This window comes from Pseudomonas sp. AB6 (assembly GCF_034314105.1).
Classification (GTDB): Bacteria; Pseudomonadota; Gammaproteobacteria; order Pseudomonadales; family Pseudomonadaceae; genus Aquipseudomonas.
Genome location: NZ_JAVIWJ010000001.1, coordinates 645,239 through 665,688 on the forward strand (window position 1 = coordinate 645,239; position 20,450 = coordinate 665,688).

Genomic DNA, 20,450 nt, shown 5'->3' on the forward strand with positions numbered 1-20,450 from the left:
TGCTGGTGTTAAGCCATGGACGTCAGCACTTAGCGGATGCTGTCGATGCTGCCTTTGTTGCCGGTGACTTTGACATTCACCTTCTTGAAGATGAAATAGTCTTCGACGTTCACTTCATAGCGTGGCGCAACGATCAGGTCGGAACCTGAGCTTTTCACTGCTTTGTAGGCCGCCGCCGCTTTTACGGCGGAGATTGGATCAGGCAAGCTGAGTGCGGAACCGCCAGCGCCACCGTACGTCACGCCGTCAGCGAACTGAGTGTCGCCACCCACGCTCAACCAGCCAAACAGGATATTGGTGGAAGATTCACCGGTGATTTTTTCGCCGACTTTTACGTTCGCTTTCAAGTCAGCGCTGACCGACCCGGAAATCGGAGCGGTGGGCTGGCTCATGTTATAGCTCACGCAACCGCTGGTCGTGGCGATCAACGTAGCAACGGCGGCGCAGAGGTATACTTTTTTCATTCGAAAGAACTCCTGATGGTAAGTGCTTGGCAAATTAAGCCGGCGCAACCTTAACGAGAGTTCTTCTAAGAAGATGTCAGCTGCGTCCTATGTGGTTGAGCGCTTCTTAACCATCTGTTGTAGGTAAATTCCGTTGGTATGTGATTGGCCGTCTTTTTCTCCCGGCATAACGTGAAAGCGGCTGCTAAGCCTGGCTATTTCATTGTTTTTAAGCACATCAGTGGCGGACGCTGTCGGACTGGGCTGGCGGTATGTCGTGGGCGATGATTCACCGAGTGGTCTAGTCAGGTTAGTTGCGCCGTGTCGAGCCAGGCTTGCGTAGGGTTCCGGCAGCAACGCAAACACTCGTTCGGTAAAACGATAGGCTTCTTCCAAATGTGGCGGCGTTTCGTCCAATGCTATCCTTGCCACCCGCGCTATCTCTCTAAAAAAGAAGCTACATGAACGCTAAAAAAGAAGCCGCACCGTTGCCGGAAGATTTGCGGGTGTTCTTGACCGTCATTCGCAAAGCCGGTTTCGCCGCCGCTGCCGATGAGCTGGGATTATCACCGGCGTACGTCAGCAAGCGCATTCAGATTCTGGAAAGCACGCTGGCTACCCGTTTGTTGCACCGCACCAGCCGTCGGGTATCGCTGACTGAAGACGGCGAACGTGTGCAGCGGTGGGCCATGCGTATTCTTGAAGACTTTCAGTTGCTGCACGACGAGCTGTCCGAAGCACATGCCGAGCCTCGCGGTCGATTGCACTTGTGCAGCAGCTTTGGTTTCGGCCGCAATCATGTAGCGCCGGCGATTTCACAATTGGCCGAATGTTATCCACAGCTGGAAATTCGTCTGGACCTTTTCGACCGGGTGGTGGACATCATTAGCGAGGGTTTCGATCTGGAAATTCGCGTTGGTGATGACATTTCTGGCCAGCACATCGGTCGACGTTTGGTCACTAATCGCCGGGTGCTCTGCGCTGCGCCCGACTACTTGAAGCGACGCGGTACCCCGCAGACGCTGTCTGATCTTGAGGGCCACGATTGCCTGGTGCTGAAAGAGCGCGACAATGCTTTCGGTCTTTGGCAACTGGAGCGCGAAGGCGGTCACAAAAGCGTGCGCGTCAGTGGGCCGTTATCGTCTAACAGCGGGGAGATTGTCTTGCAGTGGGCACTGGATGGGCGCGGGGTTTTGCTGCGTTCATTGTGGGACGTGCGACCGCTGCTGGAGCAGGGTCGTTTGGTGCAGGTGCTGAATGATTACACCCAGAGCGCCAATGTCTGGGCGGTTTACCCGAATCGGCTGGCGAACTCGGGCAAGCTGCGTGCTTGCGTCGAGTTCCTCCAGCATCACTTCCATCAGTTGTCGCTTTAAGCCTTAGTTCAGCCAAGGATTGGCGTGCAGATGCCGCTGTTCGAATTCACGAATCTGCGCGCTGCGTTGCAGGGTGCTGCCGATAGCGTCCAGCCCTATTAACAACGCATCCTTGCGCAGGGTATCGATCCGGAACGGCATGACGCTGCCATCTTGCAAACGGATTTGCTGAGCTTCCAGGTCCACTTCGATCCGAGCACTTTGCGCGTAGCTGACCATGCGCCCCAGCTCCTGAACTCGAGTTTCGTCCAGCGAGATAATCAGCACTCCGTTGCGCTGGCAGTTGTCGTAAAAGATCCCGGCGAAGCTGCTGCCGATCAGTGCACGAATGCCCATCTGCTTCAGACCCCATACCGCGTGTTCACGGCTGGAACCGCAGCCGAAGTTCGGCCCGGTGACCATAAAGCTTGCGCCCTGCCAAGGGGGTTGGTTGAGGATGAAATCCGGGTTGGGTTCGCCTGACGCTAGAAAGCGCAGGTCGAAAAACAAACCGCGATCCAATCCATTACGGTCGATGCCCTTGAGGAACTGCTTAGGCATGATTACGTCGGTGTCGATGTTGGCAGCCAGCATGGGCGCTGCGGTGCCGCTGACGGTGGTAAACGGTTGCATGTTCATCTCCTCAAGCGCGGCCGTCGAAGCGGCGCACGTCGGTCAGTCGTCCGGTGATTGCCGCAGCGGCGACCATGGCTGGGCTCATTAGATGCGTGCGTGCGCCGGCGCCTTGGCGTCCTTCGAAATTGCGGTTGGTGCTGGACGCGCAACGGTCGCCTGAGGCAAGCACGTCGTCGTTCATCGCCAGGCACATGGAGCAACCCGACTGACGCCACTCGAAACCGGCCTCGATAAAGATCGCGGCCAGCCCTTCGGCTTCGGCCTGATCGCGCACCGCCGTCGATCCCGGAACGATCATCGCCCGGACATGATTGGCGACGCGCTTGCCGCGCACCACGCTGGCGGCATCGCGCAGGTCTTCGATCCGTGCGTTGGTGCAAGAACCGATAAATGCGTGGCTGATGACGATATCGCTCAACGGCATGCCCGCTTCCAGGCCCATGTACTTTAGGGCGCGGACCATGTCCTGACGCAAAATAAGGTCGCTGATGGCAAGCGGGTCCGGCACCGTGGAACCGATGGCGGCAGCCTGATCCGGGCTGGTGCCCCAAGTCACCATGGGTTCGAGGTCATTGGAATTCATATGGATTTCGCTGTCGAAGTGAGCACCGAGGTCGGTGTGCAATTGGCGCCAAATGTCCACAGCACGCTCCCATAACTCGCCTTTCGGCGCCCGGGGTTTGCTCTTGAGGTAATCAAACACTTTGTCGTCGGGCGCCATGAACGCACCGCGCGCGCCGGCTTCAACCGCCATGTTGCAGATGGTCATCCGCGCCTCAACGCTCAGGGCATCAATGGTCGAACCGGCGAATTCGATGGCGTAGCCGGTTGCACCGGAGGCGCCTATTTTACCGATCAACGCCATGATCACGTCTTTGGAAGTAATACCCGAGGCTAAGGCGCCATCAACGGTTACCCGCATACTTTTCAGTCGTTTGTAGACCAGGGTTTGCGAGGCCAGCAGGTGCTCGATTTCGGACGTGCCAATGCCGAACCCAAAGGCCCCCAAAGCGCCATACGTGGTGGTATGGCTGTCGCCCGCCGCAATCACCATGCCGGGCAGGACAAAACCCTGTTCAGGTGCGATCACGTGTTCAATGCCTTGGCGCTTATCGAGGACGTCGAACAGCTCAATGCCGAATTTTTCGCAGTTTTGTTCCAGGTACGAAACCTGTAACGCGCCGCCTTCGTCCGCCATAGCCGCTACACGCACCGGCGCGGTTGGATTCACATGATCGACCACCGCCAAAGCCGTGGTCGGACGCCACACCTCACGGCCGGCTTCGCGCAAACCGCTGAAGGCTTGCGGGCTGGTGTATTCGTTGATCACCTGGCGGTCGATGTAGAGCAGAACATGCCCTTCGTCGTCGAGGTTGCACACGGTATGCGAGTCGATGTGCTTTTCGTATAGGGTTCTTGTTGGGGTCATGGTCGCGCTCGCGAAGAGAGCCCGTCGACACGGTTCGACAGACTTCTGTCTTCATAATAGGCGCGGTGATGATGCTATCAATGGCAAGAAGGTGATGGCATGGGCCATGGTTCGTGTTTGATTGAATAAGAAATATCAAAAATTAAACCTTTGCCCACCGGACCGCTACCCGAACCATCGCGAAAAAAAGCGCTTCTAGGTTACAGTTCGCCGGTCAAGGCGGTGAATGCGTTTGTCTGCTACCTCCAAGGCGCGGTTTTCGCAAGGGTTTGGCTGCACTGATTGTTAATTTCCCCTACGCCGATTTCAGGAGACACGCCCTATGGACATCCTTCCCTTTAACATCGCCATTAGTGACGAGGCGCTGGCTGACCTGAACGCCAGACTGGCCCGGACGCGATGGATCGAAGGCATCGACGATGCGCGATGGAGTGAAGGCACGGACAGCGAGTTTTTAAAGCGTCTGGTCGATCATTGGCGTACTCAATTCGATTGGCGCACGCAAGAGTCCAGGCTCAATGCATTGCCACAATTCATTGCGCAGGTGGGCAGTCAGCCGATCCACTTTGTCCATCAACGTGGCAAGGGTCCGGCGCCGTTGCCATTGATTATGACCCATGGCTGGCCGGGCTCGTTTGTCGAAATGGAAGCGATCATCCCGCTGCTGGCAGACCCAGGCCATTATGGTGGCGATCCTGCGGATGCCTTCCACGTCGTCGTGCCGTCGCTGCCCGGCTACGGTTTTTCCCCGGCGCCCCGGGCGAAGGGCACCGGCCCGTTTGAAATCGCCGGGTTGTGGGCCGAGCTGATGAACGGGTTGGGGTACGCGCAATTTGGCGCGCAAGGTGGCGATTGGGGCTCGAGCGTCTCGACTTGGCTTGCATATCGTTATCCCGATCAAATCAAAGGACTGCACCTGAATTTTTTGCCCGGTTCCTATCGTCCGCCAATGGAAGGCAATCAGCCGCCGCTGTCGGGTGAAGAGCAAGGCTTTCTCGACAAGGCCGCTGCTTGGCGTGAGCTAGAGGGCGCCTACGGAAAAATTCAAGGCACTAAGCCGCAGACGCTGGCGTTTGGTTTGAATGACTCACCCGCAGGATTGGCGGGCTGGATTGTGGAAAAATTCCAGGCTTGGAGCGACTGCGGCGGTGAGCTTGAACAGGCAATCTCTCTGGATGCGCTGTTGACCAATATTTCGATTTACTGGTTTACCGGGACCATCGGCTCGTCGTTCCGGTTATACCTGGAAAGCCGCAAACGGCCCGTGCACTTCTCCGTCGGTCAACGGGTGCTGCCGCCGCTGGGCGTCGCAAACTTCCCCGGCGAACTGCCCATGCCGCCGCGCTCTTGGGTTGAACGCAGCTTCAACCTGCAACGCTGGACCGAGATGGAACATGGCGGGCACTTCGCGGCAATGGAGCAACCACAGGCGCTGGCCGAAGAGATCAGGGCGTTTTTTCGGCCGTTGCGTTGAGGTCGTTTCGGAATGCGGCTGAGATCGAAGCAGTTCAATTTCTTGGAGCCAACTACTTTTGAGGCATATTAAACAATAGGTTGGCGCTGAGCTTCGTGTGTATATCCGGCCTTTATGGTTGCTGAAAGTAGGGTTTCGCTTTTACAGCGAGGAACCTTTTTCAAACGTCGGAGCGCCGAACTGCAAAAAGGTCCCGCGAAAAGGGCTTGCCCCACTATGCTGGACCTCGCTCCGGCTCGGTCTTCCCTCACTCCGGCATTGCTCCGGGGGTCGCCGTGAGCGGCCGTCCCTGGCCGCGCACGGCTATCTCGGCATCCTTGCCTCGTTACCCCCTGCGCAACGCCTGCGTTCGGCCGCATGGTTTCACGGGGCCTATTTCCGCATTCGATATTCAATTCGCTTGAGAATCACAGGCGGACAAGCATCTGTAGCCAACTTGTTGGCGAAGGTCCTTCGGACCTTATCGCAGCCTTCGACGGCAACAGAAACCCTGTGGGACCGAATTTATTCGGGAAAGCGTCGGTCCTGACACTCTGCGAAGCGCTATCCTGCCGCATCGCGACCTCCCGAGTAACGCCGCCCATGCTGCACAAAAACCTCACCCGCCGTCTGGACCTGATCACCCTGCAATTATTTGTGGCGGTGCATGAGGAGGGCACGTTGACCCGTGCAGCAGCGCGGGAGGCGATTGCGGTGTCGGCGGCCAGCAAGCGTTTGATGGAGCTTGAAGACGCGCTGGGCATCGGCTTGTTCGTGCGCAACGCCAAAGGCATGGCCCTGACCGCTGCCGGTGAAACCCTGTTACACCATGCGCGGCGAATGCTGTTCGACGTGGAAAAAATGGGCGTCGAACTGGACGAGCATATTCAAGGCGTGCGGGGTTACGTGCGGATGCTGGCGAACCTCTCGGCGATCATTCAGTTTTTACCGGAAGACCTGCACGACTTCGTTACCGACCACGCGCAAGTAAAAATCGACCTTGAAGAACGGCCCAGCAACGGGGTGGTGCAAGGCATCGTCGACGGCGTGGCCGACATCGGCATTTGCTCCGAAGACACCGACACCCAAGGCCTGTTCAGCGTGCCTTACCGCCATGACACGCTGGTGGTGGTCATGCGCAGCGATCATCCACTGGCCGGGCGCGACCACGTGGCGTTCGCCGACACCCTGGATTTCGACCACATCGGGTTGCATGCCGCCAGTTCGATCAACATGCGCACCCACGCCGCCGCCCGTGCTTGCGGACGCATACTGCGGCTGAGGATTCATGTGCCGGGTTTTGATGCCGTGTGCCGAATGGTTCAAGCCAACATGGGCATCGGGATCTTGCCGCGCAAGGCCTATGAATTGTTTGGTCACTCCCTCGGGTTGACGGCGGTGACGCTCAGTGATGACTGGTCCGAGCGCACTTTATTGCTGGTTGCCCGTGAGTTGAACGCGCTGTCTCCCGTCAGCCGGTCGCTGTTTGATCACCTTAGTCGCCTGGAAACCTTGCGTTAGACGCTTCGCTTCAAACGTTCGTGTTTGGCGAACGCTGCTTGCCAACTGACGGTTTGATTAGTCGGCGTCCAGTCCTCTAGCCTTGGCTCAAATTCCAAGAACAATGAGGTACTGACCATGACTGCTCCCCTGAGCGGAATTCGCGTAATCGAGATCGGTACGCTGATTGCGGCCCCTTTTGCGGCGCGCCTGATGGCGGAGTTCGGTGCCGAAGTCATTAAGATCGAATCGATGGGTCAAGGTGATCCTCTTCGTAAATGGCGAAAGCTCCATGAGGGCACGTCCCTCTGGTGGTACCTGCAGTCGCGCAACAAAAAATCCCTGGCGCTGAATCTCAAATCCCCTGAAGGCATTGCTATCATCAAGCAACTCGCGGAAAGCACCGACGTGCTAATCGAGAACCTGCGCCCCGGTGCGCTGGAAAAACTCGGCCTCGGTTGGGACGTGCTGCACGCTATTAATCCCAAACTGACGCTGGTGCGTATTTCCGGCTACGGCCAAACCGGGCCTTACCGTGATCGCCCTGGCTTCGGCGCCATCGGTGAGGCCATGGGCGGGATCCGTTACACCACCGGCACCCCCGGCTCGCCGCCGGCCCGGGTCGGCGTCAGTCTCGGTGATTCATTGGCCTCAATGCACGCAGTCATGGGCGCGTTGATGGCGTTGTTGCGGGTCAAAACCGGGCAGGGCGACGGGCAGATAGTCGATGTGTCGTTGGCCGAAAGCGTGTTCAACGTCATGGAAAGCCTGGTGCCGGAATACGACATGATGGGTCACGTCCGCGAACGCAGCGGTGGTGCGCTGCCGGGCATTGCGCCGTCCAATACCTACCCGACCGCCGACGGCGCGTATGTGGTGATCGCAGGGAACAGTGATCCGATTTTCAAGCGGCTGATGCAGGTTATTGGTCGCGCGGACTTGGCAGAAAATCCTGATTTTGCCCACAACGATGGCCGCGCGCCGCAAAGCAACCTGCTTGATGAGGCCATCAGCCAGTGGACGATGAGCCAACCCATCGACGCGGTGTTGCAAACGCTGGAAACCGCTGAAGTGCCGGCCGGCCGTATCTACTCGGTGGCTGACATCGTTGCCGATCCACATTATCAGGCGCGTGGGATGATTCTCGACGCGCAATTGCCCGGCGGCGCGGCGGTAAAAATGCCCGGTATCGTGCCCAAACTTTCAGAAACCCCCGGTGCGGTGAACTGGCAGGGACCGACGCTGGGCCAGCACACCGACAGCGTGCTCGACGGCCTTGGGCTGACTGCGGCGGACATTGCCCGCCTTAAAACTGAGGGGGTGGTGCAATGATTACCGACTATTCAGAACGCCTGATCGTCCAGGAAGTCGCCCCGCGCGACGGTCTGCAAATCGAACCGAAGTGGGTTGAAACCGCCGACAAGATCGCGTTGATCAATCAGCTGTCACTGGCCGGATTTTCCCGCATCGAAGCCGGCTCATTCGTCTCGCCCAAAGCCATTCCTGCCCTGCGCGACGGCGACGAAGTGTTTCGCGGCATCCAGCGTCAACCCGGCGTGATCTACGTTGCTCTGATTCCTAATTTAAAAGGTGCCCAGCGAGCGATAGACGCGGGCGCCGATGAGCTGAACCTGGTGATGTCCGCCAGCCAGACCCACAATTTGGCGAACATGCGCATGCGTCGCGAGCAGTCGCTAAGCGGGTTTGGCGACATTGTGGCCTTGGCCCGTGGCACCTCGCTGAGCCTCAACGGCACGCTGGCGACCACCTTTGGTTGCCCGTTCGAAGGCGTGATTAACGAAGACCTCGTGTTGAGCATTGTCGATGCCTACCTTGAGTTGGGGGTGCAAGGCATTACCCTCGCCGACACCACGGGCATGGCCAATCCACGGCAGGTGTACAGGCTGGTTCAGCGAGTTCTGGCCAAGGTCTCGCCGGCACAATTAACCCTGCATTTTCACAATACGCGCGGCTTGGGCTTGAGCAACGTACTGGCCGCGTATGAAGCCGGTGCACGACGTTTCGATGCTTCTCTGGGCGGCTTGGGCGGTTGCCCGTTCGCGCCGGGGGCTTCGGGCAATATCTGCACCGAGGACCTGGTAAACCTGTGCGACGAAATGGGCATCCAGACTGGAATTGATCTGTCGCACTTGCTGGAGCTGTCGCGCCGTTTGCCCGCGCTGTTGGGCCATGAAATGCCTGGTCAGGTCGCCAAAGCCGGACGCAACAGCGACTTGCACCCAGCGCCAGATAATTTGCCCACGTGATACCGCGACACGCTTGATCATTGGAGGTGTTGAAACCGCTTGCTTGCTCACCGCCGATCAGCCCGGTCATGGTTGGCCGCATAAAGACTTCACCGGCAGCACCACCCCGGCACTGTAGGTGATCGCCATCGCTTTGATAGCCGCCGTGCTGTTGATTTGGGCATTGCCCGCGAAACTGCGTGAGTTGGACAAGACGGGGGTAGTAGAGTTGGCAACTTAGCAACCCTGACTTAGGGTTGCTAAAACTTCAACAGGGATGCTGATGCGAATTTTTAAAAGCGGGCATGTGACGAGGCCGCCGCGCGCTTCCCGAACGATGCCGCAAACCTTAACGCGACTTACCGATTGCTGGGTGCGTCCGAGGCGGTGGCCTCATCTGAGTTAAAGCAAACCTTTAACACGCTGGATCGTTTCACGCCCCGTACCGGGTGGTATGTCATCGATATCGGCGGGAACAATTTGAGGTTGATAGCGGCCATCGATTTCGTTAAGCACTTGGTGTTTGTCAAACATATTTATAGCCACGCTGAATACGCCAGAGCCAACAAGTGGTACCAAGCACATAAGACGGGGATCAGGCCATGAGTGCCGCATTAACTGAAAGAATCGTTGATGGCGCCTCAATGCGCGAATTGGCTCAACGCATGGAAACCTTGCGGCTGGACATGGACCGCCTGGGAGCTCATTTCATTCATCACATTGAAACCGAAGCTGAGTATCAGAAAGCACTCGCGGTCATCGACGAGTTAACCGACGGGCAAGCACTGGACGCGGTTGAACAGACCTTGCTCGATACGCTCTGTGAAACGGTTGGTCGTTACGAAGATCACGCGCCGCAGTTCGGAGCATTTAATGCAGGTATCAATGCGCTGACCGATATTGATTTAATCAAGGCACTCATGCTGCAAAACAAACTAAGTGGGGCAGACCTTCCAGAAATCGGCGACAAGACGGTGGTGTCACGAATATTGAGTGGCCATCGTAAATTGACCGTAGAAATGATCGCTCGCCTTGCGGCCCGTTTTCATGTTGATCCAGGTGTATTTGTATCGCGTAGCGTTTAAGCCGTTTTAAACGTCCCACCCCATCGCCTCCCCGAAACTTTGCCTCTATGGCCCGGTCATCTAAAAGACAGGACAACACAGGGAATCAGGCGATGCCACGAGCAATCTGGAAAGGCGCGATCAGTTTCGGCCTGGTGCATATACCGGTCGCGTTGGTCTCGGCGACATCGACTCAGGGGGTCGATTTCGATTGGCTAGATAAGCGCAGCATGGATCCGGTGGGTTACAAGCGAATTAACAAGGTCACCGGCAAGGACATGACCAAGGAAAATATCGTCAAGGGCGTGCAGTATGAGAAGGGCCGGTACGTCGTGATCAGCGAAGAAGAAATCCGTTCGGCGCACCCAAAGTCGACGCAAACCATCGAGATTTTCGGTTTCGTTGACAGCGACCAAATTCCGCTGCAAAACATCGACACACCCTATTTTCTGACCCCCGACAAGCGTGGTGAGAAAGTCTACGCTTTGCTCCGTGAAACCTTGGTCGATACCAAGAAAGTCGCGTTGGCTAACGTGGTGTTGCATACCCGCCAGCACTTGGCTGCGGTGATGCCATTGGACTCGGCCATGGTCTTGGTCATTCTGCGCTGGCCTGCCGAAGTGCGCGGCCTCGATACGTTGGAACTGACGGAAGCGGTGACCGAGGCAACACTGAGCAAAAGCGAGCGCGACATGGCCCGACGGTTGGTCAAAGACATGAGTGCAAATTGGGAACCCGATGAATACCGCGACACGTTTCAGGAAAAGATCATGCAATTAGTCGAGACCAAGGCGCGCGAAGGAAAAATCGAAGACGTCGAAACCAATACGGGTGAATCTGAACGTAAAAGCGCCGACGTCATTGATCTGACTGAGCTCCTCAAGCGTAGCCTGGGTGGCAAAAGCGCGGCCAAACCGACGAGCAAGCCACCGGCCAAACCTGCCGAAGACGCACCGGCCAAAAGACGGGCACCCCCTCGCAAGAAGACCACTAAAGTGTCTTGATTTGAATCAGGGCAGTGAATCAGTATCCGATGTCCGTGCTGTACTGCCCGGACAGGGTACTTTTTTGATTCTGTCCTACAGCGTTGTCAGATCAAAGCTTCTAAAAACCGTTAGAATTCCTCTTTTTTTTACCGACATTCCACTATTTCGTTCTCTTCATCGCCAACCATCCCGCCGTTGGCCAGAAGGGAATATCCAATGCTTGAACCAACTTCAGAAAACCCGCAAAACCTCGATACCGTAAGCGACGCGGATTTAGCTGTCATCAATCTCAGCGCCTACGACACCTCATCCATCGTCGAATGGATTTCGTCGGCGTCGGGTAGCACGCTGTATAAAGGGTTAGCCGCGAGGACAGAGGGCGAATCACCTTTTCAAACGATTGTTTCTACCATGTTTCCCGCCCATGACGATTATCAAGACAAGGCGTTGTTGAACTCGTTGACTCAACAACTTGATTCACTCAGCGTGTTGTTATTGATCATTGAGAGCCTGAATGCGATACCGGCGTCGGAAACTGACAGCGCTGTGCTGCCGGTTGATCTGGCGACGCCCTTATCTACCGCTACTCGGCAACTGTACTTTCACAAAATCGCTGAATACGCAATGAACCCTGAAAGCCTGCCGTGGCTGAGCCAGGCCATCAGTAGTGCTCAGGCAATGCCGTCAATGCGGGCATTGTCGCTGGCCACTCGGTTGCTTCAAGAACGCTCCACTATCACTTCAGCATTCGCCCTGCGTACTGCCTCGTTATTAGTACCCCCGGCTGAGCCTGTTGAATCCACATCGCTCCAGGATGCTCCCGATCTTCAGGCGCTATTAAGCGATTACTCGGTACTCAACCGATGGAACCCAGGGCGCGGGGCGGATGAACTGTTCCTGGACGTGGGTATAGACCTGCTCAGTACCTCCGACGGATCGGGGCGCAAATTGCGTTTGTCGGCCCACGAAACATGGGAGGCTCTGGCACACACCGTCGCATTCAAAACTCTGTTTGCGCCGCTGCTCGCTGACATGGGCTGGTACGGCGCACAGGTAAATGAACACGCTTCTCCCAAGGTCACCCAAGCGTTGGCGGGTCACGCCATCGTCGCGTTCTTTTTGCTGGCCACAGAATCCGACGGTAACCCGATCGAACGTTTTTTCTACAGTGAACAGGCGGGCCAATACAGCCACGTTGGGCTAATTGAGCAATTGCGCAAAGAGGTTATCAAGCGCCAACCAACCGCCTCGCCGGCCGCCGTTAGCGTGTTGATGTACCTGTTGTTGCGTGAGATGGCCCCGGAACTGTTGGTGCAAAACCTGCCGGACTCCCTCAATTACGGCCGTTCGCTACAAAGCGTTTCGTTTTTGCAGGGTGTCTGTCTGTTGGAGGCGTTGGCCCCCGGCACCGCCCAGAGCAGCCGGTTCGACGAGGTGGTTTTAGTCAGCGTGCAAACGGTTAACTCCGACAATCCTCGGATTCGTGAGTTGTGGGCCAAGGCACGGGTCGTTCCCGCCTTGCGTTACGCCATTGCCCACAACGCAGTTGTATGGACCGAGGGTCGCGACATTCGCCAGGCGTCACCTGCGCAGGTCACGCAAGCGTTGACGTTCCTAAAGGAACAACAAGATTTGCACGCAAAAGCGTTGCACAACTTGCTGACCCTCAAGGTGCCCGACCGAGAACAGATAGCGCGTCACCAGTTGGGTGAGGCTGGAGTCAATCCCAGTATCTGGGGCGCAGGACCGAGGGGAGAGGAGGTATTTACCTATTTGGAAGGGCGGGGCTTTTATCGGGCACCCGGTTATGAGTGGTCACGGTTAACGGCCACAGGTGATGAATTGGGTCTTGGCAAGCAGGCGACGGTGCTTGAGCTGGTCATGATGGGTGAGTTGAAAGCCGTCGATAAACCCAGAGTGCCCGAAGTTTATAAGCAAGCGTTCGCGGCGTTTCACCAGGCAATGACGCAGGCCGAAACCGTAATTATCAGACGGTTGTTGGATGAGATGCCCTTAGCGCAGCGCACGCTACTGGCGACCTCTACCTGTGAAATCAGTCGCCTGCAATTTCAAGGAGGTGAAGGCGAGCAAGGTGTCTTCATCCGCTGTCAGCCGGGAGATCATCGTCACGACTACCACCGGCATACCGTGAACGAAGAAACATTCTTTGAAATTATTCCCGCTGCCGGCGTCGCCCGCCAGGTGTCTCAAGGGTTTGATTATCACGTGCCGGAACCCGACTACACGTGGGACATCGTCACGAACGGACAGAAAGAGCAACTCTGGCATCAGGCGCAGGCATTGGCGAAAGTGACACCGCTAAACCCTGTCGACAGTGATGCTTATTTGCTCGGATCAGTTTCTCGTTCCACGGTGCGGCCAGCTCATCCGCTGAAGGCGACGCTAATTCCTGCGCCTACATTGGTTTTTTTACCGGCTGCCAGCGAAGCCTTGGCGTTGGATGCCGTTGCCGCCGCGGTCGCTGAGCATTTGCTGACCGCAACCATGGCCTCCCTCAAGCAGCTTCACACCCATGAAACCGGCTGGGAGCAAATCTGGAGCGTCGAGAAAAAAATTGCTGACTTCACCGCTCGCTTCATCATTCCCTTTTACGGCTGCATCAAAGACCTGGCTGCCGGTGACAAGTCTGCGGGCACCGCGATTGGTTGCACGATGGATATTCTCTTTGCCTTAATCCCCCTCGGCGAGTTTGCAGGTTCCACAGCACGGCTTGTCATGCGCGCGGGGGAGCTGAGCGTCTTTTCCATCACTGAACAAATGTCTAAGGAAATGGCGCAGCTGGCGCTGAGTCTGGTCGAGCAAAGCGGCATTTTTCTCATTCGCGATGTGCCAAAACTGCTCTGGAAACTGTCGAATCCTGCTTGGAAAACTCTGCTCGAACAGGTTCCGGCACTGGCCAAGGTATTTTCTGACCGTGAGAGCGCAACGGGAGCCGCAATGTTGAAATCAGGGATGTACCTGTTACCCGAGCGCCTGGAAGACGTTTGGATTCCGGGCATTGAAGGAACGGATCAGCGTGCCGTGGTTGATGGCATCAACCCGGTGGCGGTTCGTAACCTGGGCACAACCGAGTCTCCAGTTTTCAGGCTGCTCGACCCTTACACGGAGAAGGCGTTCGGGCCAGCGCTTGCCGTTATTTCCACGGGGGAAGCGCTTGAACTGACGCGTCTGTCGGCGTCCGACGGACTGTCAGTCGGTCACTACCCTAAGGTTATTCCGGTGACCGTTGCGGAGCAGGGTGGTATTGAAATGCGGGTCGCGGGGGGCTGTGAAACGTCAACGATAGAACGCGAATCCGGGGTGTTCGACATCACCGTTGATGGGCACGCCTATCGCCTCGACAGCAACCAGACCGACCCGGCTTTACGCGCACTAGAGGTTGAGAAACTGTCTGCTCGGTCGGGGCAATTGGAAGAATTACCGACGTTGTGCCGAGCGGTCCGTGATCTCATCCCAGGTGCGCCGTGTGCCGACTACGTGAAGCTGGTCTTGCCGGCCATCGAAGTCCCGCTGGAAGTTGCAGGTGTGCCCGCAACGCTGGGACAGCATTCCAGCTCGGCTTTTTCCGCACGCGAATACCAGCTGGCCCGTATTACCCTCCCCCACGGCACCGTTGATGTGCTGACGCACGAAGGCAAGTTCTGTAAGTGGGATCATCAGGTTATTCCAGCAAAAGGCCGGCGTGTTGCTCAACTGTCGGCGGATAAAAAACTGATTCCGCTCACCCTCCAGGAAAAGTCCACACTGGGTTTTTCCGAACAACCGGTGTATCAGGATCGCGTTAGCGGCCGACTGTCACCACTCCAGCATTTGGGTGTGCCACCTGAGGTGGATGAGGGTTATGTGCAACTGATCATTCAGGCACTGCCTGCGGTTGAGCTTGATGGCATTGCACAGGGCGTTGCCGATAAACGCAGTTTGCGCGCTGTGCCCCTGGAAATCGGCGGCAGACATTATGTGGTCGTTGAGGCGGATGTTGGTGTGTTCTATCAGGCGCCGAAGACTTCCACGGGCCAATACGCATTCGTGCGGGTGACGGAAAAAACGGTGATTAACCAGTATTTATCCATCTCAGAGCAGTACCGATTGGTGGCGGAGCGCACGAATATTTTGCAGGATCGAGAAAACATTGCTCGGTTATTGTTTGAGCTGGAAAAGAACACCCCAGCGTTTGAGCAGCAAGTTTTGCTTGGCAAAACAGCCACATATGAGGCCTATAAAAATGCCTGTGAGCAGCATTCGCTTGAGAATGAGCTTTACGGTTACGCTCAGAAGTTGCTGACCGGCGAGGTCGCGCAGACTCGGTTTTTCGCCATGGCCAAGTCGAGCATTGCTGACTTCAAACGCTTGGGTGAAAGGAGTCTTTTGGGAAAGGAGCATCACGTCAAGGTGCTCAACACATTATTGCCACTGCAGTCACGGGCAAAGGATTGGGTGCCATTGACCGTCGGCAGTATCGCCTTGGCACAGACAGCTGAAAAGTTGTCTGTTGATGTTCAGGGCGCCAATTTCGCCTACGCCATGGTTGAAACTGCCGAGGGGCAACGTTCGGTTTATTACGCGTTTTCCGGGGGTCAGAAAGCCAAAAGCTTCAAGTTCAAACTGCACATACCGGACAGCGACACTCAGGTAATCGAAGGTGTTACTTACATCGATGCCGGGATTCGTATGCGCGGCCAAGCGGCTGATCCAGCATTCACCAGCTTGCCGGTGCTGCGCGATGCCGATCATTTGAATATCACGGAAATGCTGCGCTACCTGGACTCAGAGCGTTTGATTGCGACCATCCTCAAACAAGACCTGCAGGGGGTTGCACTGCGCGATATTCACTTCTTTACCTTGATGGACACCTGTAGGTCTTGCGGTGGTGTGATATTGCCGCAAACCCGGCTGATGTTTCCGGGGGTGAACTTCTCCGTCAGTTACCTGAAGAACTACAACCGAGTGTAATCAAGCCTGCATCAGCGTCGGCTACTTTCGATTGACTAAAGGATGCGGTACAGCAAGCGCTCAATCCGCACCCGGCTGACCCGGCGCAGGAAGGTGCGTACCGCAACCGGGTAATCGTTGAGGGTGTCGAGCTCATCGTACTTGCCCACGCGTAAGGTATTGCGCATCAGTTGGGTCAATTCAGTGTTGCGGGGTGCAGTCCATTGGCCCTGGGGATCGTCGATCAACAGGGCGTTTTCCAGGTCCAGTTGAAAGGCGCGTGGATTGAGGTTGTTGCCGGTCAGCAACGTGTATTGGTCATCTGCCCACAAACCTTTGAGGTGGAACGTGTTGTCGCCGTCCTTCCACAGGTGCAGGTTCAACTGATGTTTAGCAATGGGCTGCTGATGCTTGCGGGCAAATTTGCGCAGGCTGATTTCGTAGAGATACGGCAGCGCGGCGATGACTTTGAACGGCTCGTCGGCAGGAATGAAGAAGTCGTTGGCACTCTTGTCGCCAATGATGATGTCGATTTTTACCCCACGCTTAAGGGCGCGGTTGATTGCTCGGGTTACCACCAGCGGCAGGTTGAAATACGGCGTGCACAGGGTCAATTGTGTTTGGCTGGTGGCGATCAATTCGCAGATTGTGCGGCTAAGCGGGTTTTTGTTGCCTACACCCAGCAGCGGGATAATGCGCAGCTCACCGGTGCCCTCGATGCCGGCAGTGGTGTCGTACGCCGCGTGCTTAAGGTGGTTGCGGAATCCGCGAATTTCGCCGCGCAAGCTTCGGGAGGTAGGGGGTGAGGGCAGGTCTAACCGGTGTACAGCATTCGACGTAAGCACGTCCTGGCGCACCATGCGTTGCATCGAATCGGCCAATGCCTTGTTTTGCAACAAGTGATAACGGTCGAGACGATACTTGTCGAATTTATGCAGATAAACGTTGTTGATACTGGCGCCGCTGTAGATCACACAATCGTCGATCACGATGCCCTTGAGGTGCAATACACCGAACAGTTCGCGGGTTTGCACTGGCACGCCATAGATTGGCACTTCCACATCGTGTTCAAGGTTCTGCGCCTGATACCACGTTGAATTGCCCGGCTGCTTGCCGGCCCCGATCAAGCCCCGCTGTGCCCGGAACCAGTCCACCAACACCACCACATCCAGCTCCGGTCGTGCTGCTTTGGCTGCGTACAATGCATTGAGAATGTCCTGGCCAGCTTCATCTTGCTGCAGATATAGCGCAACTATGTAGATGCGCTGCAAGGCCGAGGCGATTTTTTCCAGAAGGCAGCGTCGATAGTCGGCGGCGCTTGGCAGCAACGTTATGGCCTCAGCTGAGGAGGCAAAACCACGAAGTGTAGGAACAACGGAGCGTCTGAACGTGGAGCGCATAAGCCTCTCGAAGTAATAACCGGACAACTCGCAAGCTTACACCAGTGCTGGGTCAGGTGGATGACAACATCAATGTCACCCCTGTCTCTTTAGGCATCAATTCGATGGGGTAAGTTTTCATACACTATAAGAACGTTTTTTTGCAAGAGGGTTGTAGTTGTTTTTGACGTAATAAATGGCGTTTATAGGCTCAGATCAGACAGCATCAAGTGTTATCCAAGTTTGGTTGGTGTACGCTAGCCACGTCTAGAAAAGGATGAAGTTGTTGAGTTTTCACGATGACGATAACAGCGTAGATCTGCTGCAACCGATTAAAAGAGCGCCAGTGCTATGGTTGGCAGTCATTGCGATTTTTTTGGTGTGTGTATCTATTGTCACGTTTAACGTGTGGCAGCTTGAGCACGCAAAAAATCATGAGCTTAATCAAGCTGAAATTGCCACCTCAAATCTTTCTAAATCCCTGGCTCAACAAGCCGAAGATACCTTCGACGAAGCTGATGTCATTTTGGTCGACTTGGAAGAGCGGATGGAAGTCGATGGGCGAGGGCCAGCACAAGTCAGCCGAATCGAACGCCTTCTGGCGCGGCATGTTTTTCAAACGCATCAACTGCAGGGTGTGTTTTACTTTGACCGCACAGGCCGATGGGTTATTAGCTCGTTCGGCATCAAGCCGCCAGATGCTAATAATGCGGATCGGGAATATTTCCTGTTCCACAAGCAAAACGCCAGTCTTGGACCTCACATAAGCAAGGCGGTGCGTAGCCGAACCACGAACGATTGGATCATCCCCGTTAGCAGACGCGTGAATGACAAAAATGGAAACTTCGATGGCGTGGTATTGGCCACATTAAACATGAAGTATTTTGACCAGTTTTTCGACAGTTTCAATATGGACAATAAGGGTGCGATCTTCTTGTCCATGACGGATGGCACGGTGTTGGCCAGACGTCCTTTTACTGATGATGTAATCGGTACGTCTCTCGCCAAAGGCCGGGTCTTCAGCGACTATTTATCCAAGTCCACATCGGGTACCGCAATGGTGACTTCGATTGTTGACAATGTAACCAGATTGTATGGTTACCGGCAGCTGGAGAAGTACCCACTAGTGGTAGCAGCGGCGGTTTCCGAAGAGTCGTTGTTGGATGAGTGGCGGCAGAACGCGTTTAAATCAATCATCATTATTGTCAGTGCCGTGATGGCCAACATTTTATTCGGAGTTCTGTTGATTCAGCAGATTAGATTTGGTCTGCAAGCGGAAGCGAAGATGCGTATCGCCCAAAGTTCGTTAGAAAAGCTCGCATTGCAGGACAGCTTGACCGGCTTAGCTAACCGTCGCCATTTTGAGCGAGTGCTTGATGTTGAATTTCGCCGAAGTGAGCGAAAAAAGGCGCCTTTAAGCTTGATCATGTTGGATATCGATTTTTTTAAAAGTTTTAACGATACCTATGGTCATTACGCCGGTGATCATTGCATCGTTGCAGTCGCGGATACCTTACGGACTTGCCTGAATCGTGCGGGCGATTTGGCGGTTCGCTATGGCGGAGAGGAGATGGCTATTTTCTTGCCAGAAAATGACGCGGCGGGTGCGTTTGCCTTGGCGGAAAAAATACGTTCCGCTGTGGTTGCCAAACAGATACTCCACGCCGATAACCCTCTGGGTATCGTCACGGTGAGCATGGGATGTTATACCTGTGTACCTGGCGAACAAAATACGATTGGGAAGTTGATACAAAATGCGGATGCCGCGCTGTATAGCGCTAAAAAAGGCGGGAGAAATCGCTGCGTGACTTTTGGAGGGGATGCTTAAGAAGGTAAGGTCCAATTTGAAGTACTACGCTTGATCGGCTGGCGCGAGCAACCCCGCGCCGAATTGCCCATAGATTGTTATCCCACCCTGGACAGCCATTTATGCAGAATATCGGAGGAAAGGGACTTCCGATCACCAAGCGTTTGTTCAAGTCGCGAGCGATAGGTTCGGCGCTCGGCTTTCTTTGTATTGCGGTCGCTACCTTCCCTTTACGCCCTCCCGACTGGGTATGGGCGTTGATGATTCTCAATGGATTTATCTGGCCAGCAGCTGCGTTTCAATGGTCGCGTCACTCCACCTTTGCGCTAAAAACCGAGCAACGTAATTTGCTGTTGGATTCGTTTTTCTGTGGTTTTTGGGTAGGAACGATGCAGTTCAACCTGTTACCCAGTGTGACGAGTCTGTCGATGATGGGAATGAATAACATCGCTTTGGGCGGCGTGCGTCTTCTGCTCGCAGGTTGGCTGGCCCAGGCCTTAGGCCTCGCAGTGTCAATGCTAATGCTCCCCTTTGCATTTCAGCCTGAGACCAGCACAGTGCAGATGTACGCCTGCGTGCCATTGCTGGCTATTTACCCATTGATGCTTGGCAGGATTGCCTATCAACAAAATCATCTGTTGAAAAGCCATAAACGCGCATTGTTGGCGCTTAGCCAGACTGACAGCTTGTCCGGGCTATTAAACCATGGGGCCTGGAAGGCTCATCTAGACCTAGAGTTTCAGCGTTGCACGCGAGCCCAGCAAGGCGGCACCATTGCTTTGATAGATATTGATCATTTCAAAGTAATTAACGATACGTACGGGCATGTGGTCGGTGACATCGTTCTGCGGCAACTGAGCAGAGTCCTCAACGAGAACTTGCGCTGTGCAGACTTGGCGGGTCGGTACGGCGGTGACGAATTTTGTGTAATTCTGCCCGACACCTCGTTGGCGACTGCGACTGAAATCATGGATCGCCTGCGCGACACCTTCAGTGCGACTCACTACGAGTTTGAACCGATGATGAAAGTCAGCCTCAGTATCGGCCTCGCGCCTTTTAGCCTGTCACATGTGGACGCAACCTACTGGTTAAGCGAGGCTGACAAGGCCTTGTATGGGGCGAAAGGCAACGGTCGCAACCGAGTCAGTTGCAGGGTAGATGGCGCTTTCCATCCAATTCTGATTGACCCGGCCTAGCCGCGT

15 protein-coding genes and 1 pseudogene are annotated in these 20,450 nt (G+C 55.5%); 11 read left to right on the plus strand and 5 right to left on the minus strand.

The features are described from left to right. Positions 1-29: 29 nt before the first annotated feature. On the minus strand, positions 30-464 hold the full coding sequence (locus RGW60_RS02995; RefSeq protein ID WP_322202004.1) for a hypothetical protein: 435 nt from the start codon (positions 462-464) through the stop codon (positions 30-32). Between the two features lie 217 nt (positions 465-681). After that, positions 682-845: pseudogene (locus RGW60_RS03000) on the minus strand (alkanesulfonate monooxygenase); the annotation flags it as partial. Between the two features lie 59 nt (positions 846-904). Here RGW60_RS03000 and RGW60_RS03005 point away from each other — a divergent pair. Further along, entirely contained in the window at positions 905-1,819 is a 915-nt protein-coding gene (locus tag RGW60_RS03005; RefSeq protein WP_322202006.1) for a LysR substrate-binding domain-containing protein, read from the plus strand. A 3-nt stretch (positions 1,820-1,822) separates the two neighbouring features. Here RGW60_RS03005 and leuD read toward each other — a convergent pair whose 3' ends face one another. Both leuD and leuC read right to left on the minus strand, forming a co-directional pair. Continuing rightward, on the minus strand, positions 1,823-2,437 hold the full coding sequence (gene leuD, locus RGW60_RS03010) for a 3-isopropylmalate dehydratase small subunit (RefSeq protein ID WP_322202008.1): 615 nt from the start codon (positions 2,435-2,437) through the stop codon (positions 1,823-1,825). Between the two features lie 4 nt (positions 2,438-2,441). After that, positions 2,442-3,863 (minus strand): 3-isopropylmalate dehydratase large subunit, encoded by a 1,422-nt coding sequence (gene leuC, locus RGW60_RS03015; protein WP_322202010.1) that lies wholly within the window; start codon positions 3,861-3,863, stop codon positions 2,442-2,444. Positions 3,864-4,185: 322 nt separating this feature from the next. Here leuC and RGW60_RS03020 point away from each other — a divergent pair, with 322 nt between their 5' ends. The 8 genes from RGW60_RS03020 (at position 4,186) to RGW60_RS03055 (ending at position 16,083) form a co-directional block, all read left to right on the plus strand. Next, positions 4,186-5,337 (plus strand): epoxide hydrolase, encoded by a 1,152-nt coding sequence (locus RGW60_RS03020; RefSeq protein WP_322202012.1) that lies wholly within the window; start codon positions 4,186-4,188, stop codon positions 5,335-5,337. Positions 5,338-5,919: 582 nt separating this feature from the next. After that, complete coding sequence (locus RGW60_RS03025) at positions 5,920-6,837, plus strand: LysR family transcriptional regulator (RefSeq protein WP_322202014.1); 918 nt, start codon at positions 5,920-5,922, stop codon at positions 6,835-6,837. A 117-nt stretch (positions 6,838-6,954) separates the two neighbouring features. After that, positions 6,955-8,148, plus strand: coding sequence for a CaiB/BaiF CoA-transferase family protein (locus RGW60_RS03030; protein ID WP_322202016.1), 1,194 nt, complete (start codon positions 6,955-6,957; stop codon positions 8,146-8,148). After that, on the plus strand, positions 8,145-9,083 hold the full coding sequence (locus RGW60_RS03035; RefSeq protein WP_322202017.1) for a hydroxymethylglutaryl-CoA lyase: 939 nt from the start codon (positions 8,145-8,147) through the stop codon (positions 9,081-9,083). Before RGW60_RS03030 ends, RGW60_RS03035 begins: the two co-directional genes overlap by 4 nt. A 366-nt stretch (positions 9,084-9,449) precedes the next feature. After that, positions 9,450-9,668 (plus strand): type II toxin-antitoxin system HigB family toxin, encoded by a 219-nt coding sequence (locus RGW60_RS03040; RefSeq protein ID WP_322202019.1) that lies wholly within the window; start codon positions 9,450-9,452, stop codon positions 9,666-9,668. Further along, positions 9,665-10,147, plus strand: a complete 483-nt coding sequence (locus RGW60_RS03045) for a transcriptional regulator (protein WP_322202021.1) — start codon at positions 9,665-9,667, stop codon at positions 10,145-10,147. Before RGW60_RS03040 ends, RGW60_RS03045 begins: the two co-directional genes overlap by 4 nt. Positions 10,148-10,239: 92 nt before the next feature. After that, a complete protein-coding gene (locus tag RGW60_RS03050; RefSeq protein WP_322202023.1) occupies positions 10,240-11,130 on the plus strand; it encodes a Ku protein in 891 nt (296 codons plus the stop codon). A 198-nt stretch (positions 11,131-11,328) separates the two neighbouring features. Continuing rightward, positions 11,329-16,083 (plus strand): deaminase domain-containing protein, encoded by a 4,755-nt coding sequence (locus RGW60_RS03055; protein ID WP_322202025.1) that lies wholly within the window; start codon positions 11,329-11,331, stop codon positions 16,081-16,083. A gap of 35 nt (positions 16,084-16,118) precedes the next feature. On the opposite strand, the gene pssA is transcribed toward RGW60_RS03055, so the two are convergent. After that, on the minus strand, positions 16,119-17,462 hold the full coding sequence (gene pssA, locus RGW60_RS03060) for a CDP-diacylglycerol--serine O-phosphatidyltransferase (protein ID WP_322202027.1): 1,344 nt from the start codon (positions 17,460-17,462) through the stop codon (positions 16,119-16,121). A gap of 265 nt (positions 17,463-17,727) precedes the next feature. Between pssA and RGW60_RS03065 the strand changes: the two genes are divergently transcribed. Both RGW60_RS03065 and RGW60_RS03070 read left to right on the plus strand, forming a co-directional pair. Beyond that, positions 17,728-19,269, plus strand: a complete 1,542-nt coding sequence (locus RGW60_RS03065) for a sensor domain-containing diguanylate cyclase (RefSeq protein WP_322202029.1) — start codon at positions 17,728-17,730, stop codon at positions 19,267-19,269. A gap of 101 nt (positions 19,270-19,370) precedes the next feature. Further along, positions 19,371-20,444, plus strand: coding sequence for a diguanylate cyclase (locus RGW60_RS03070; RefSeq protein WP_322202031.1), 1,074 nt, complete (start codon positions 19,371-19,373; stop codon positions 20,442-20,444). Positions 20,445-20,450 lie beyond the last annotated feature (6 nt).